Raw genomic sequence first — 14,578 nt, 5'->3', positions numbered from 1 at the left:
CCAGCAGTACGTGTGTTCGACACCCTACCGAGGCGACCGTGCGACCGGACCGGCGGACACGCCGGAGGCGGCCGGCGACGCACGGCACCACACACCGAAGCGGTCGAGTATGTGCCGACGCCCCATGTGCCCGGGGCCACACGCCTCGTAACTTCTGCGCCATGACGGCAGAACCCGTGGCGGTCCCCCACGTCGTACACGTCGACCTCTCCGGTCGCACCGCCCTGGTGACCGGCGGTGGCAGCGGTATCGGGCGGGCCTGCGCCCGGCGACTGGCGGCGGCCGGCGCGGCGGTGCTGGTGCTGGACCGCAACGTGGAGGCGGCCAAGGCGGTGGCCGCCGAGGCGGGCGGCCGGGCCGAGGGCGTCGACCTGGCCGATCCGGAGGCGGTCGACCGGCTCGACGTCGACGCCGACATCGTGGTGAACAACGCCGGGTTGCAGCACGTCGCGCCGGTGCAGGACTTCCCGGTGGAGCGCTTCGAGTACATCCAGCGGGTGATGGTGGAGGCGCCGTTCCTGCTCATCCGCCGGGCGCTGCCCCGGATGTACGCCAACGGCTGGGGCCGGATCGTCAACATCTCCTCGGTGCACGGGCTGCGCGCCTCGCCGTACAAGGCGGCGTACGTCTCGGCCAAGCACGCCCTGGAGGGCCTGTCCAAGGTGGTCGCCCTGGAGGGCGCCGCGCACGGCGTGACGGCCAACTGCATCAACCCGGCGTACGTGCGGACCGCGCTCGTGGAGAGCCAGATCGCCGACCAGGCGGCCAGTCACGGCATCGGCGAGGACGAGGTGGTGGAGAAGATCATGCTGGCCCGGGCGGCGATCAAGCGGCTGATCGAGCCGGAGGAGGTGGCCGAGCTGGTGGCGTACCTGTGCGCGCCGCCCGCCGCGTTCCTCACCGGCGCCTCGATCGCCCTCGACGGGGGCTGGACGGCCAACTAGTGGCACCGCGCACAATGTCGGTCATGTCGTCGCCGGTCGAGTTCCTGGAGCTGCTGGCGCGCGAGGCCGCCGCGGTCGAGTTCGAGGGCCCGCTCGTCGCCGCGCGCGCCGCCGGCCTGCCCGCCGACCGGCTGGCCGAGCTGGAACAGGCGAAGGTGGTGGCGCTGCGGGTCCGGGCGCTGCTGGAGCGCCGGCGTCGCCGGGAGACCGAGCTGTCCGGCCTGTACGACACCGCGAGCGACCTGGCCGGCCTGCGCGACCTGGACGACGTGCTGCGCGCGATCGTGCACCGGGCGCGGATCCTGCTCGGCACCGACGTGGCGTACATGACGCTCAACGACGACGAGCGCGGCGACACGTACATGCGGGTCACCGACGGCTCGATCTCGGCCCGGTTCCAGCGGCTGCGGCTGGAGATGGGCGACGGGCTGGGCGGCCTCGTCGCGCAGACCGGCACCCCGTACGTCACCTCGAACTACCAGGAGGACGAGCGGTTCCGGCACACCGGGGAGATCGACGGCGGGGTGGGTGAGGAGGGCCTGGTGGCCATCCTCGGCGTGCCGCTGCGGCTCGGTTCCAGCGTGATCGGCGTGCTCTACGCGGCCAACCGCTCGGCCCGCCCGTTCGCCCGGGAGGAGGTGTCGCTGCTCGTCTCCCTGGGCGCGCACGCCGCGGTGGCGATCGACACCGCCCGGCTGCTGGCCGAGACCCGCGCGGCGCTGGCGGAACTGTCCGCGGCGAACAGCACCATCCGGGCGCACAGCAGCTCGGTGGAGCGGGCCGCCGCCGCGCACGACCGGATGACCGCGCTCGTGGTCCGCGGCGGCGGGATGGAGGACGTGGCGGCGGCGGTCACCGAGGTGCTCGGCGGGGCGCTGCTGGCGCTGGACGCCGAGGGGCGGCGGCTGGCCCGGGTGGGCGAGATCGAGGAGCCGGACCGCGCGGACATGGTGGAGGCGATCGCCGCGTCCCGCACCGAGGGGCGCAGCGTCCGCCGCGGTCCGCTCTGGTACGCCGCCGTGGTGGCCGGCGCGGAGAACCTGGGCGCGCTGGTGCTGCGCCCGGACGACGAGCTGGTCGACGCCGACCAGCGGATCCTGGAGCGGGCCGCGCTGGTGACCGCGTTGCTGCTGCTGTTCCGCCGGACGGTGGCCGAGGCGGAGGGGCGGGTCCGGGGCGAGCTGCTGGACGACCTGATCGCCCGGCCGGTGCGGGACACCGACGCGCTGCGCAACCGGGCCCGGCGGATCGGGGTGGACCTGGACGCCCCGCACGTGCTGGTGGCGGTCGGCGACGCCGCGTTCGCCGAGACCGGCTCGGCCCGGCAGCGGGTCCTGTCGTGGGCCACCACGTACGCCTCGACCCGGGGCGGGCTGGCGGCGGCGCGCGACGGGCGGGTGGTGCTGATGCTGCCCGGGCGGGACGCGGGCGGCGCGGCCCGCGCGGTGGCCCGGGACCTGTCCCGGTTGACCGGTTGGCCGGTGACCGCCGGGGCGAGCGGGCCGTCGACCGGGCCGGCGTCGCTCGCGGTCACGTTCGCCGAGGCGGAGCGCTGCCTGACCGCGCTCGGCGCGTTGGGCCGGACCGGGCAGGGGGCGAGCACGGCGGAGCTGGGGTTCGTCGGGTTGCTGCTGGGCGCGGTCGGCGACGCCGGTGACCGGGACGTGAGCCGGTTCCTCACCGCCACGGTGGGGCCGGTGGTCGACTACGACGCCCGGCGGGGCACCGCGCTGGTGAAGACGCTGGAGGCGTACTTCGGGGTGGGCGGCAGCCTGGCCCGGGCGGCCGAGCAGTTGCACGTGCACGTCAACACCGTGACCCAACGGCTGGAGCGGGTCGGCCAGTTGCTGGGCGCCGACTGGCAGAAGCCGGAACGGGCGCTCGAGGTGCAGCTCGCCCTGCGCCTGCACCGGCTGCGCGTCCCGCCCGGCTAGGCCGGCTGGCCGGGCCGGGCGGGCCGGGCGGGCCGGGCGGGCCGGCCGGGCCGGGCGGGCCGGCCGGGCCGGGCGGGCCGGGCGGGCCGGGCGGGCCGGGTCAGCGGGCGCGGAGGCCGTCGAGGACCGCGTCCACGATCCGCCCGGGCAGGATCCGTTCGTCCCACTCGGGGTGCCAGGGCAGCATCCGCTGGGTCAGGATCGGCGCGGTGAGCAGCGCCATGGCGACCTCGATGTCGACGTCCGCGCGCAGCTCGCCGCTGTCGATCGCGCGGCGCAGCACCTCGCGCATCGCCTGCCGCCGGGGCTCGATGATCGCCTCGTACGCCGCCCGGTGCGCGGAGCTGCGGCTCACCTCGGGCACCAGGCACGGCATGATCTTGCGGACCCGCGGGTCGACGTGCTGGCCCACGGCGCTGACCAGCAGCACCAGGTCGTCCCGGACGGAGTGCCCGCCGGTGCGGGGCGGGGCGCCCTTGAGCCGGCCCAGCGCGTCCACCAGCAGCGCTTCCTTGCCCGGCCAGCGGCGGTAGATGGTGGCCTTGCCGACCCCGGCCCGGGCGGCGATCGCCTCGATGGAGAGCGCCTCGACGGAGTTGCCCTCGGCGAGCAGGTCGAGTGCGGCCTCCACGATCGCCTCGTCCGCGCGGGTGCTCCGCGGTCGCCCGGGCGACCGCGGAGCATCCGCTGTGAAAGTCATGTCAGACATTGTCCACGAACCTATGCGGTTCCGGCCAACTCCGGCTCGCCGGCCGGGGCGGCCTCGGCCGCGGGAGCCGGACGGCCGGGCATCCAACGCGCCACGATCACCACGCCGAGCGCCGCCGCCAGCGCGGAGACCCCGGCCGCCCAGTGCATCGCGGAGACGAAGGAGTCGTTCGCGGCCTCGATCAGCCGGGGGGCGGCCGAGCCGACCTGGTCGGCGACCCCGTACGCCCCGGAGACCGACTCCCGGGCCGCGTCGCGGACCGGGGCGGGCAGCGCGGACAGCGCCGGGGTGACCTGGTCGCGGTAGACCGCGGAGAGCACCGAGCCGAGCACCGCCACGCCGAGCGCGCCGGCCACCTGGCGGACGGTGTTGCTGACCGCCGAGCCCACGCCGGCCTTCTCCCGGGGCAGCGCCGACATGATCGACTCGGTGGCCGGCGGCATGATGTTCGCCATTCCGGCGCCCTGGAGGAAGCCCAGCGCCGAGAAGATCCAGATCGGCGTCTCGGCGTCGATGAAGACGAACGCCGCAAGCGCGACGATGGTGAGCGCCAGGCCGACCGCCGCCACCGCCCGGCCGCCGTAGCGGCGGACCATCGCGGCGCTGCGCGGGGCGAAGATGAGCTGGGCCGCCGCGAAGGGCAGGAAGAGCAGGCCGCTCTCCAGCGGGCTGTAGCCGCGGACCAACTGGAGGTAGAACGCGCCGAAGAACATCACGCCCATCGCGGCGAAGAAGACCAGCCCGACCAGGGCCACCGGGGCGGCGAACCGGGGCACCCGGAACAGCCGCACGTCAAGCGACGGGTGGTCGCTGCGCAGCTCGTGGGCGACGAACCAGCCGAGCGCCGCGAGGCCGCCGGCGATCGAGACCCAGACCTGCGGCCGGCCGAACCCGTGCTCGCCGCCGTCGATGATGCCGTAGGTGAGCGCGACCAGGCCGATCACGGAGAGCAGCACGCCGAGCAGGTCCACCCGGCCCGGGGACGGGTCGCGGGACTCGGGGACCAGGATCGCCACCAGCAGCACGCCGACCGCCACCACCGGCACGTTGATCAGGAAGACCGAACCCCACCAGTAGTGCTCCAGCAGCGTGCCGCCGAGGACCGGGCCGATGGCCACGGCGAGGCCGACCGCGCCGGCCCAGACCCCGATCGCCCGGCCGCGCTCGCGCGGGTCGAAGACGTTCGAGATGATCGAGAGCGTGACCGGCATGATGGCCGCGCCGCCGACGCCCATCAGCGCCCGGGCGGCGATCAACTGCGCCGGGTCCTGCGCGTACGCGGACAGCAGCGAGGCCAGGCCGAACAGCGCCAGCCCGAGGATCAGGAAACGGCGGCGGCCGAACCGGTCGCCGAGCACGCCGAAGGTGAACAGCAGGCCGGCGAAGACGAGGGTGTAGGAGTTGATCGCCCACTCCAGCTCGCCCTGGCTGGCGCCGAGGCCGCGCACCGGATCGGCGAGGGTGCGCAGCGCGACGTTGAGGATGGTGTTGTCGAGGACGACCACGAGGAGGCTGATCACCAGCACCCCCAGGATCGCCCACCTCCTCGGGTGTCCGGTGTTCTCGTGCAGTTCCATGGGTCGGGTTCTCCCCCCGCTCACCCGTGTCAAAATCGATACGGGGCAGACTCGTAACGATGCCGAGCGTAGGTGAGCGATTTTCGATACGGAACAGGTTCGTATCGAATGTGTGCCAGGTCACGTTAAGCGGGGCCCCCGCCTCTACCGGAAGCGTTAAGCGGGGGCCCCTCCTTGCAGGCAGGCGGCGGTGGCTTCGGTGAGGGTGGTGAGGCGACGCGGGGCGGCGGGGACGGATGGGAACGGCTCGATCCAGCCCGGCCCGGCGGCGAGGACACGCAGTCCGGGGGTGTCCCGCCCGAGCCGGACCAGGCGATAGGACCGGCCGGTCAGCGGGCTCTGCGACCACACCACCACCACGCGCGGCCGGACCCGACGCACGGCGCTGGCAAGCGCCGTCCAAGGCAGGGCCGGGCCGAGGTGCAGGCTGTCCAGCCCCCGCTCCCGCAGGGCCGCCGCGAGCGCGTGCAGGCCGAGGCAGTGCGACTCCTGCTCGGCGCCGGCGAGCAGGACGCGCCCGGTCCGCCGCGCCGGACCCGGCTCGCGCGCCAGCACGTCCAGACCGGAGCGGACGCCCTCGGCGAAGGCGTGTTCGACGGCCACCTCGGCGGCGCTGCGGCCGGGCAGCGCGCCGAGCAGGGGCGCGCAGACCCGCTCCCACAGCGGCGTCACGCCCCACCGGTCCGCCGCCTCCACGATCAGCGCGGCGACCCGGCCGTCGTCCAGGTCCTCCGCGGCGAGGGTGAGCTGTTTACGCGCGTCCTCGACGGCCTCGGCCGGCATCGGCCCGGTCCTCCCCACCAGACGAACCCTCCCGGTAGACGGTCTCTACCGGGAGGGTTCGTCGGAACGGGACGGTCTGGATGCACCGGCCCGTCGGGTCAGTGGGCCTCGCGGGCCTGGCGTACGGCGGCGGTCAGCCGCGGCTTCATCCACCGCGCCACCGGCCGCTCGACGAACCGGTGGATCAGCCACGCGGCGAGCAGCAGGCCGGCGAAGACCGCACCGATCAGCAGCCACGGGGACAGGTGGCCCTGGGCGCGCTGGATCAACGCGATCCCGAGGGTCTGGTGGATGAGGTAGAGCGGGTAGGTCAGCGCGCCCGCCGTGGCCACCCAGGACCAGCGGACCCAGCCGAACCGGCCGAGGGCGACGGCCGCCATGAGGGCGAGGAAGAACACGACGATCACGGCGGACGGCAGATAGCCGACCTCCCGGGCCCGGGCGAGGCCGGGCAGGCGGGTGAGCGCGACCAGGCCGGAGAGCCCGACGATGGACCAGAGCAGCAGGTTCGGGCCGAAACGGTGGATGAGATAGAGCGCGACGCCGGCGATGAAGTAGCTGGCGTGGTTCGCGGCGGTCACCTGGATGAGCCACGTGTTGCCGAACTTCGGCGCGACGAGCGAGCCGATGGTCCAGAGGGCGCAGAAGGCGACCACACCGCGGTAGCTCAGGCCGCGGGCGACCAGGATCGCGAAGAGCAGATAGAAGATCATCTCGACGGTGAGCGTCCAGTAGGACAGGTCGAGATGACCGACGCCGAGAAAGTCCTGCATCATCGTCAGGTTGCCCAGCACCTGACGTGGCTCGGGCCGGCCCTCCCGCGGCACCAGCAGGAGCACGCCGGTGGCCAGCAGGACCGCGAACCAGTACGCCGGGTAGAGCCGCACCACGCGGGAGACGAAGAAGTCGCCGACCGTGCGGCCCCACGCGCTCATGCAGATCACGAAGCCGCTGATGATGAAGAACAGTTGCACGCCGAGGAAGCCGTACTTGGCCACGGCGTGCACCGGCCCGAAGATCGCTCCCGCCGACGGGTCCTGCCACGCGCCCAGCTTGTCCCCGACGAGGTGGTACGCGACCACCATGACCGCCGCGCCGAGGCGCAGCCCGTCCAGGACCAGCAGCCGCGGCCGGCGCGGGGCGGGCGTCTCGGCGGCGGGCGTCTCGGCGGCCGGTTCGACCGCCGGACCGGGATGGGCCGGATCCGGCGCGGGAACCGGTGCGAGGCGGTGGTCCGTCGCCTGCGTCATCGACGTCTCCTGGGGAAGGGTGGTGGGGGTGGCCGGTCGACGGACCGGATCATGCCGGTACGCGCTCCGGCGGGATCGACGTCGGTCGGACGGCGGCGCGTCGCCGGTGCCACAGCCAGAGCCCGGCGAGCGCGAAGAGTATCAGTGTGGAGCCGACGTAGGCATCGAGTGCCAGCGCCTGCGCCGCACCCTCCAACTTGCCCGACTTCCAGATCAGGCCGAGCGGGATGACCTCACCGGTGCGGGTACGCCCCGGCCACATGAGGAACGGCAGCACCGCGGCCACCGCGACCAGGCCGGCGAGCACCCGCGTGGCACCGCCGGCGCGTCGCACCACGTCGACGAGCACCAGCAGCATCGGGCCGATCCAGAGCCAGTAGTGCGACCAGCTCACCGGCGAGACGACGAGCATGGTCAGGCCCACCACGACCATCGCCATGGTCTCCTCGCCCTGCCGCTGGAGCGCGACGGCCAGGGCCAGCGCGGCCACCGCGACCACGACGACGGAGATCAGCCACCAGACGTTGTTCGGCTCGTTGATGTCGAGCACGCGGGCGACGGCGCCCTGGAGGGACTGGTTGCCGCCGTAGCGCGGGCCCAGCGTCATCAGCACCCGGCTGGAGTCGAACGCCCGGCCGGTGAGCCAGTAGTCGTACGAGCCGCCCGGCTGGATGATCGCACCCAGCAGGGTGAGCCCGGCGAAGGTGGCCGACGCCACGACGGCCGCCCGGATCCGCCGGGTCAGCAGCAGGTAGACCACGAACAGGCCGGGCAGCAGCTTGACCGCGGTGGCCGCGCCCACGCCGATGCCCTTGAACCGGCTCCGGTCCGGCCGGGAGAGGTCCGCCACGACCAGCAGCAGCACGAAGATGTTGATCTGGCCGAGGCTGAGGTTGCGTTGCAGCGGCTCGGTCCAGAGCAGCAGGGCGAGCGCCGCGGCGGCCAGGCCCAACCGGCCGCGGACCCCGCGGTGACCGAGCATGCCGGTGGTGAGATAGAGCGCGCCGAGCATGGCCAGCAGCCCCAGGGCGTTCCACCCGTAGAGGGCCGTGCGGGGGTCGAGCCAGGTCAGCGGCGTGATGAACGGCAGCGTCACCGGCGGGTAGGTGTAGGGCAGGTCAAGCGAGGTGTAGCCGAGCTGGTAGACCGGCTCGCCGTCCAGGAAGGCGTGCGCGGCGCCCAGGTACATCTGGAAGTCGATTTTGATCAGCGGATGGTCCCGCACGAAGGCGACATACGCCGCGACGGACCCCACAAGCGCCACCAGGCCCGGAACGAGCATCCAGTTCGGGAGGGTGACCTGCGGCGGCGCCGGGCGATCGGGTGGGGTCTCGGTAGCCAGCCGGCGGATACGCTGGATGATCATAGTGGCTTGGATCGTAGCCTAGGCCGGACGGCGCGGGGTACCGCCGTTCGGCCGCTGCGAACGGCCTCGGTCCGGGAAGGTGACCACCCGGCGGGCGCCCTCGCCGCGGGCCAGCCGCCCCAGCGCCGCGGGCGCCTCCGACAGCGGCACCGTGCCGCGGACGACGAGCGCCCTCATCGCCGCCTCGCGGCCAGCTCGGTGCGCAGGTCCATGACGTCCTTCGGGTCAGCCGGTCAGCGCGTCCAGGGCCAGGTCGACGTCCGCCTCGGTGGTGTAGAGGTGGAACGAGGCGCGCACCCGACCGGCCCGGACCGCCGCCCGCACCCCGGCCCGGGCCAGCTTCTCCTGCGCGCCCGCCACCTCGACGGTGACGATCGCGCTGTCACCGGGCGGACGGCCCAGCCCGGTCAGGAAGCGGTTGGCAAGCGCCACGTCGTGGTCCCGCACCTCCGCCAGGTCCAGGTCGGCGAGCAGTTCCAGCACCGGGGCCGCGCCGGCGTAACACAGCCAGGACGGGGAGATGTCGAACCGCCGGGCGTCGTCGGCCAACCGCATCGGCGTGCCGTAGTAGGAGGCGTGCGGGTCCTGGCCGGCATACCAGCCGGCGGCGTCCGGGCGCATCCGCTCGCGCAGCGCCGGCGCCAGGTAGGCGAAGGCCGAGCCGCGCGGCGCCATCAACCACTTGTACGCCCCGACCAGCACCGCGTCCGCCCGGTCCGCCGCGAACGGCAGCCAGCCGCACGCCTGGGTGGCGTCGACCACCACGAGCGCGTCGTGCGCCCGGGCCGCCGCGACGATCTCGTCGTACGCCGCGACCGTGCCGTCGGCGGACTGCACCACGCTGAACGCCACCAGGTCGGTGCCGGCGTCGATCGCGTCGACCAGCCCGGCCAGCGGGACGGTGCGCACCCGCACCCCGCGCTCCTCCTGCACCAGCCAGGGGAAGAGGATCGAGGTGAACTCGCCCTCCGGCACCACCACCGTGGCGCCGGGTGGCAGCGCCGCCGCGATCGGCGCGGCGAGCTGGGAGACGGCGGCGCCGATGCTCACGTCGGCGACGTCGACGCCGACCAGCCGGGCGAACGCGGCCCGGGACCGGTCGACCGAGGCGTCCCACACCTCGAACGACACCCCACCGGTACGCCATTCGGCGAGCACCTGCTGCACGGCCGTCCACACCGGATCGGGCGGCAACCCGTAGGTGGCGGTGTTCAACCAGCCCGGATCCGGCTGCCACAACTTCTGTGCCTGCTCCAACTCCATGCCACCGACGCTAGCCAGCCCCACCGTTGACCCGACACCGCCAATCCCACCCCCGTGGCCCCGCCCTTCCCACCACACCACCGCGCGTGATCCACACCACCTCGGCGCAATGGAGTCGATCATGGGGTCGGATACCGCCGCCTCGGCGTAGTGGCGCGTTGAGGCACGGTCTCCGGGCACGGCCGAGAGGAGGCAGGACCGGAACGCACCGGACCACATCGGACCGCAGGAAGACCACCGGAGGTCGCGTACCTACCGACCGGGCCGGCTCAGTCCGGCGCGGGCAGGCCGGCGAGCGCGGTCGCCATCTCCGCCCGGACCCGGGACAACGGCCAGCCGGCCAGCTCGGGCAGGCCGTGCCGGTCCCGCAGCCGCCGCACCGCCGCCAGGCCGACCAGGTAGCCGCAGCGCCGGGGCAGGTCGCCGCGCAGCGGCGAGTCCCGCATGAGGAAGTACGCGGCATGGTGGTCCGGGTCCGTCGCGTCGAGGTCGGCGCGCACCCGGTCCAGGATCTCCGGCCAGCGGCGGCGACACTCGTCCAGCCAGGGCCGGTGGCCGGGGCGACCGAACCAGAGGTACGCCTCCAGCGGGCGGCCGGGATCGATTTCGGCGGTGACCTGGGTGGCCAGCCCCTCGGCGAAGAGCTGGTTCGCCACCCCGTGCGGCGGCCAGTCGCGGATGCCGGCCCGGCGGTCGTGCACCACGTGCGCGACCTCGTGCCGCACCAGCAGCCCGTCGTCGTCCGGCGGGCCGAGACGTTCCACGGCGAGGAAGAGCGCAAACCGGCCGCCCAGGTCGTCGGCCCAGCCGTTGGCCCGGCCCAGCCCGACGAGCACCACACACTCGACCGGTCCACCCTCGCCGGACCATCCCAGCGCGCCGGCCGCGTCCGCGACGCCGGCGGGCAGCAGGTCGCGTACCGCCTCGGCGCGTGCCGCCAGGTCGGCGACCCGGTCACGGAGCCCGTCCACGACGGCGGCCACGTCCGCCGGGTCGGACCAGTCGCCGTCGCGGTCGAGCACCCGGAACACGTCCGGGTGCCGGGCCAGGTAACCGGACCGCCACCGCTCCGGCCAGCGGTCGGCCGGTGCGGACCGGCACTGCCGGAGACAGGCCAGCGCGTCGGGGACGAGATCACGCACGCGCAGCACGCCGGTGATGCGACCCGATCCCCGCCGGCCGCGCACGGTCAGCTCACGTTGGCCGGGCCCAGGACGCTCTTCAGGTCGCCCATCAGCGCGGTGGTCGCGGCCACCCGGAACGGTCCGAGCCGCAGCGTGGTGGTCTTGCCGCCGTTGAGCAGCTTGACGTGCACCTCGGTGTCGCCGGGGTGCAGCACCAGGGTCTCCTTGAGCCGTTCGACGAGCGGCGGGGTGCAGCGGTGCACCGGGATGGTCAGCGTGACCGGCTTGTTCGCCGGGTTGCTCGTCACGTCCGGCATGGACATGTCCATCGCCATGATGCGGGGGGTGTCGTCGCGGCGGTCCACCCGCCCCTTGACCACCACGATCGCGTCCTCGGCGATGTACTGCCCGATCACCTCGTAGGTGTTGGGGAAGAACAGCGTCTCCACGCCACCGGCCAGGTCCTCCAGGGTGGCCGAGGCCCAGGCCCGGCCCTGCTTGGTGACCCGGCGCTGCACGCCGGAGAGGATGCCGGCGAGCGTGACCACCGCGCCGTCGGGCACGGTGCCCTCCTCCGACAGCGCGGCGATGGTGGTGTCGGCGGCAGCGCCGAGCACGTGCTCCAGGCCGAACAGCGGGTGGTCGGAGACGTACAGGCCGAGCATCTCGCGCTCGAACGCCAGCTTGTCGCGCTTGTCCCACTCCCCCTCGCCGATAACCGGCATGACCGTGGTGCTGCCGCCGGTGTCAGCGTCGCCGAACCCGGCGCCGAAGAGGTCGTACTGGCCGACCGCCTCCTTGCGCTTCACGTCGGCGTACGCGTCGATGGCGTCGGCGTGCACCGCGAGCAGGCCCTTGCGCGGGTGGCCGAGCGAGTCGAACGCGCCGGCCTTGATCAGCGATTCGATCGTCTTCTTGTTGCAGGCCACCGCGTCGACCTTGGACAGGAAGTCGTAGAAGTCGGCGTACTCGCCCTTCTCCTCACGGCATCTCATGATCGACGCGACCACGTTCGCGCCGACGTTGCGCACCGCGCCGAGGCCGAAGCGGATCTCCTTGCCGACCGGGGTGAACGGGCCGGCGGAGGTGTTCACGTCCGGCGGGAGGACCTGGATCCGCATCCGGCGGCACTCGGACAGGTAGAGCGCCATCTTGTCCTTGTCGTCGCCGACGGAGGTGAGCAGCGCCGCCATGTATTCCGCCGGGTAGTGCGCCTTGAGGTAGGCGGTCCAGTAGGAGACCAGACCGTACGCGGCGGAGTGGGCCTTGTTGAAGGCGTAGCCGGCGAACGGCACCAAGACGTCCCACACGGCCTGGATGGCGTCGTCGGGGTAGCCGTTCGCGCGGCAGCCGTCCCGGAACGGGACGAACTCCTTGTCCAGGATCTCCTTCTTCTTCTTGCCCATCGCCCGGCGCAGCAGGTCGGCCTGGCCGAGCGTGTAGCCGGCGAGGATCTGCGCGGCGCGCTGCACCTGCTCCTGGTAGACGATCAGGCCGTGGGTGGGGGCGAGGATCTCGCGCAGCGGCTCCTCGAGCGCCGGGTGGATCGGGGTGATCTCCTGGAGACCGTTCTTGCGCAGCGCGTAGTTGGTGTGCGAGTCGACGCCCATCGGGCCGGGCCGGTAGAGCGCCAGCACGGCCGAGATGTCCTCGAAGTTGTCCGGCTTCATCATCCGCAGCAGCGAGCGCATCGGCCCGCCGTCGAGCTGGAACACGCCGAGCGTGTCGCCGCGGGCGAGCAGGTCGTACGCGGCCTTGTCGTCGAGCGGCAGGGCGAGCAGGTCCAGCTCCTTGCCGTGGTTGAGCCCGATGTTCTTCACCGCGTCGTCGATGATGGTCAGGTTGCGCAGGCCGAGGAAGTCCATCTTCAGCAGCCCGAGCGACTCGCACGTCGGGTAGTCGAACTGCGTGATGATGACGCCGTCGGAGTCGCGCCGCATCAGCGGGATGTGCTCGATGATCGGCTCGGCGGACATGATCACGCCGGCCGCGTGCACGCCGGTCTGCCGGATCAGCCCCTCGATGCCCTTGGCGGTCTCGATGACCTTCTTGACGTCCGGGTCGGAGTCGTAGAGGCCCCGGATCTCGCCGGCCTCGGCGTAGCGCGGGTGCTTCGGGTCGAAGATGCCGGACAGCGGGATGTCCTTGCCCATCACCGCCGGCGGCATGGCCTTGGTGATCCGGTCGCCGACCGCGTACGGGAAACCGAGCACCCGGGCCGAGTCCTTGATCGCGGCCTTCGCCTTGATCGTGCCGAACGTGGCGATCTGCGCGACCTTGTCCTCGCCCCACTTGTCGGTCACATACTTAATCACCTCGCCGCGCCGACGCTCGTCGAAGTCGATGTCGACATCCGGCATGGAGACGCGCTCGGGGTTGAGGAACCGCTCGAAGATCAGCCCGTGCGGGATCGGGTCCAGGTCGGTGATGCCCAGCGCGTACGCGACGAGCGAGCCGGCCGCCGAGCCACGGCCCGGTCCGACCGCGATGCCCTGGCTCTTGGCCCACTGGATGAAGTCGGCGACCACGAGGAAGTAGGACGGGAAGCCCATCTGGATGATGACGCCCAGCTCGTACTCCGCCTGGACGACGTGGCCCTCCGGGATGCCGTTCGGGAAGCGGCGCTTGAGCCCGGCGAACGTCTCCCGGCGGAACCACGACTCCTCGGTCTCGCCCTCGGGGACCGGGAACCGCGGCATCAGGTTGTGGAAGGTGAACATCCCGGTCGGGTCGACCTTCTCCGCCACCAGCAGCGTGTTGCGGCAGCCCTCCAGCCAGGCGTCGGAGTTGTCCACCGCGCGCATCTCGTCTGCCGACTTGATGTAGTAGCCGCTGCCGTCGAACCGGAACCGGTTCGGGTCGGACACGTTCGCCGCCGTCTGCACGCAGAGCAGGACGTCGTGCGCCTCGGCCTGCGCCTCGTGGGTGTAGTGCGAGTCGTTCGTGACCACCGGCGGGATGCCCAGCTTCTGGCCGATCTCCAGCAGCTCCTTGCGCACCCGGTGCTCGATCGGGATGCCGTGGTCCATGATCTCCAGGAAGTAGTTGTCCTTCCCGAAGATGTCCTGGTATCTGGCCGCCGCCTTCAACGCCTCGTCGAACTGGCCGAGGCGCAGCCGGGTCTGCACCTCGCCCGACGGGCAGCCGGTGGTCGCCATCAGCCCGGACGCGTGCTCGGCGAGGATGTCGGCGTCCATCCGCGGCCACTTGACGAAGAAACCCTCGGTGTACGACTTGCTGGTCAGCGTGAACAGGTTGTGCAGGCCGACCTTGTTCGCCGCCCAGATCGTCATGTGGGTGTAGCCGCCGCTGCCGGAGACGTCGTCGCTCTTCTGCTCCGGGCGGCCCCACCGGACGCGCTTCTTGTGGTGGCGGGACTCGGGCGCGACGTACGCCTCGATGCCGATGACCGGCTTGACCCCGGCCGCCATCGCCTGCTTGTAGAAGTCGTTCGCGCCGTGCATGTTGCCGTGGTCGGTCATCGCCACGGCCGGCATCTCCTGCCGGCTCACCTCGGCGAAGAGGTCCTTGAGCCGGGCCGCGCCGTCGAGCATCGAATACTCGGTGTGTACGTGCAGATGCGCGAACGAATCGCCCATGCGTGGCGCCCCCCGGGTTGTGGATCAAG

11 protein-coding genes are annotated in these 14,578 nt (G+C 72.7%); 2 read left to right on the top strand and 9 right to left on the bottom strand.

The features are described 5' to 3' along the window. Positions 1–161: 161 nt before the first annotated feature. Together O7619_RS14870 and O7619_RS14865 are read left to right on the top strand one after the other, a co-directional pair. The gene (locus tag O7619_RS14870; RefSeq protein WP_282288470.1) at positions 162–944 is read left to right on the top strand and encodes a 3-hydroxybutyrate dehydrogenase; all 783 of its coding nucleotides are present in this window, start codon (positions 162–164) and stop codon (positions 942–944) included. Positions 945–958: 14 nt separating this feature from the next. After that, positions 959–2,878, top strand: a complete 1,920-nt coding sequence (locus tag O7619_RS14865) for a helix-turn-helix domain-containing protein (RefSeq protein ID WP_282288468.1) — start codon at positions 959–961, stop codon at positions 2,876–2,878. 100 nt (positions 2,879–2,978) lie between these two features. On the opposite strand, the gene O7619_RS14860 is transcribed toward O7619_RS14865, so the two are convergent. From O7619_RS14860 to dnaE, 9 genes are all read right to left on the bottom strand, one after another. Continuing rightward, entirely contained in the window at positions 2,979–3,587 is a 609-nt protein-coding gene (locus O7619_RS14860) for a TetR/AcrR family transcriptional regulator (RefSeq protein ID WP_282288467.1), read from the bottom strand. 11 nt (positions 3,588–3,598) lie between these two features. Then, positions 3,599–5,164: an MFS transporter gene (locus tag O7619_RS14855; protein WP_282288466.1), complete on the bottom strand. Its 1,566-nt coding sequence runs from the start codon at positions 5,162–5,164 to the stop codon at positions 3,599–3,601. Positions 5,165–5,320: 156 nt separating this feature from the next. Further along, a complete protein-coding gene (locus O7619_RS14850; protein WP_282288465.1) occupies positions 5,321–5,947 on the bottom strand; it encodes a transcriptional regulator in 627 nt (208 codons plus the stop codon). A 98-nt stretch (positions 5,948–6,045) separates the two neighbouring features. Then, a complete protein-coding gene (locus O7619_RS14845; RefSeq protein WP_282288463.1) occupies positions 6,046–7,197 on the bottom strand; it encodes an acyltransferase in 1,152 nt (383 codons plus the stop codon). A 49-nt stretch (positions 7,198–7,246) separates the two neighbouring features. Then, a complete protein-coding gene (locus tag O7619_RS14840; protein WP_282288462.1) occupies positions 7,247–8,563 on the bottom strand; it encodes a glycosyltransferase 87 family protein in 1,317 nt (438 codons plus the stop codon). Positions 8,564–8,581: 18 nt separating this feature from the next. Further along, positions 8,582–8,740, bottom strand: a complete 159-nt coding sequence (locus O7619_RS14835) for a hypothetical protein (protein ID WP_282288461.1) — start codon at positions 8,738–8,740, stop codon at positions 8,582–8,584. Between the two features lie 48 nt (positions 8,741–8,788). Beyond that, positions 8,789–9,826: an aminotransferase class V-fold PLP-dependent enzyme gene (locus tag O7619_RS14830; protein WP_282288460.1), complete on the bottom strand. Its 1,038-nt coding sequence runs from the start codon at positions 9,824–9,826 to the stop codon at positions 8,789–8,791. Between the two features lie 269 nt (positions 9,827–10,095). Then, on the bottom strand, positions 10,096–10,977 hold the full coding sequence (locus O7619_RS14825) for a hypothetical protein (protein WP_282288458.1): 882 nt from the start codon (positions 10,975–10,977) through the stop codon (positions 10,096–10,098). Between the two features lie 38 nt (positions 10,978–11,015). Beyond that, entirely contained in the window at positions 11,016–14,549 is a 3,534-nt protein-coding gene (gene dnaE / locus O7619_RS14820; protein ID WP_282288456.1) for a DNA polymerase III subunit alpha, read from the bottom strand. Positions 14,550–14,578 lie beyond the last annotated feature (29 nt).

The organism is Micromonospora sp. WMMD998, assembly GCF_029581235.1.
In the GTDB taxonomy this organism is placed as follows: domain Bacteria; phylum Actinomycetota; class Actinomycetes; order Mycobacteriales; family Micromonosporaceae; genus Micromonospora.
The sequence above is the reverse complement of the archived record's forward strand: the minus strand, read 5'-3'. Positions and strand labels throughout refer to the sequence as shown.

Excerpts from the sequence above, each read along its gene's own strand:
- O7619_RS14870 (WP_282288470.1), top strand. The coding sequence starts at position 162 with ATGACGGCAGAACCCGTGGCGGTCCCCCACGTCGTACACGTCGACCTC.
- O7619_RS14865 (WP_282288468.1), top strand. The coding sequence starts at position 959 with ATGTCGGTCATGTCGTCGCCGGTCGAGTTCCTGGAGCTGCTGGCGCGC.
- O7619_RS14860 (WP_282288467.1), bottom strand. The coding sequence starts at position 3,587 with ATGTCTGACATGACTTTCACAGCGGATGCTCCGCGGTCGCCCGGGCGA.
- O7619_RS14855 (WP_282288466.1), bottom strand. The coding sequence starts at position 5,164 with ATGGAACTGCACGAGAACACCGGACACCCGAGGAGGTGGGCGATCCTG.
- O7619_RS14850 (WP_282288465.1), bottom strand. The coding sequence starts at position 5,947 with ATGCCGGCCGAGGCCGTCGAGGACGCGCGTAAACAGCTCACCCTCGCC.
- O7619_RS14845 (WP_282288463.1), bottom strand. The coding sequence starts at position 7,197 with ATGACGCAGGCGACGGACCACCGCCTCGCACCGGTTCCCGCGCCGGAT.
- O7619_RS14840 (WP_282288462.1), bottom strand. The coding sequence starts at position 8,563 with ATGATCATCCAGCGTATCCGCCGGCTGGCTACCGAGACCCCACCCGAT.
- O7619_RS14835 (WP_282288461.1), bottom strand. The coding sequence starts at position 8,740 with ATGAGGGCGCTCGTCGTCCGCGGCACGGTGCCGCTGTCGGAGGCGCCC.
- O7619_RS14830 (WP_282288460.1), bottom strand. The coding sequence starts at position 9,826 with ATGGAGTTGGAGCAGGCACAGAAGTTGTGGCAGCCGGATCCGGGCTGG.
- dnaE (WP_282288456.1), bottom strand. The coding sequence starts at position 14,549 with ATGGGCGATTCGTTCGCGCATCTGCACGTACACACCGAGTATTCGATG.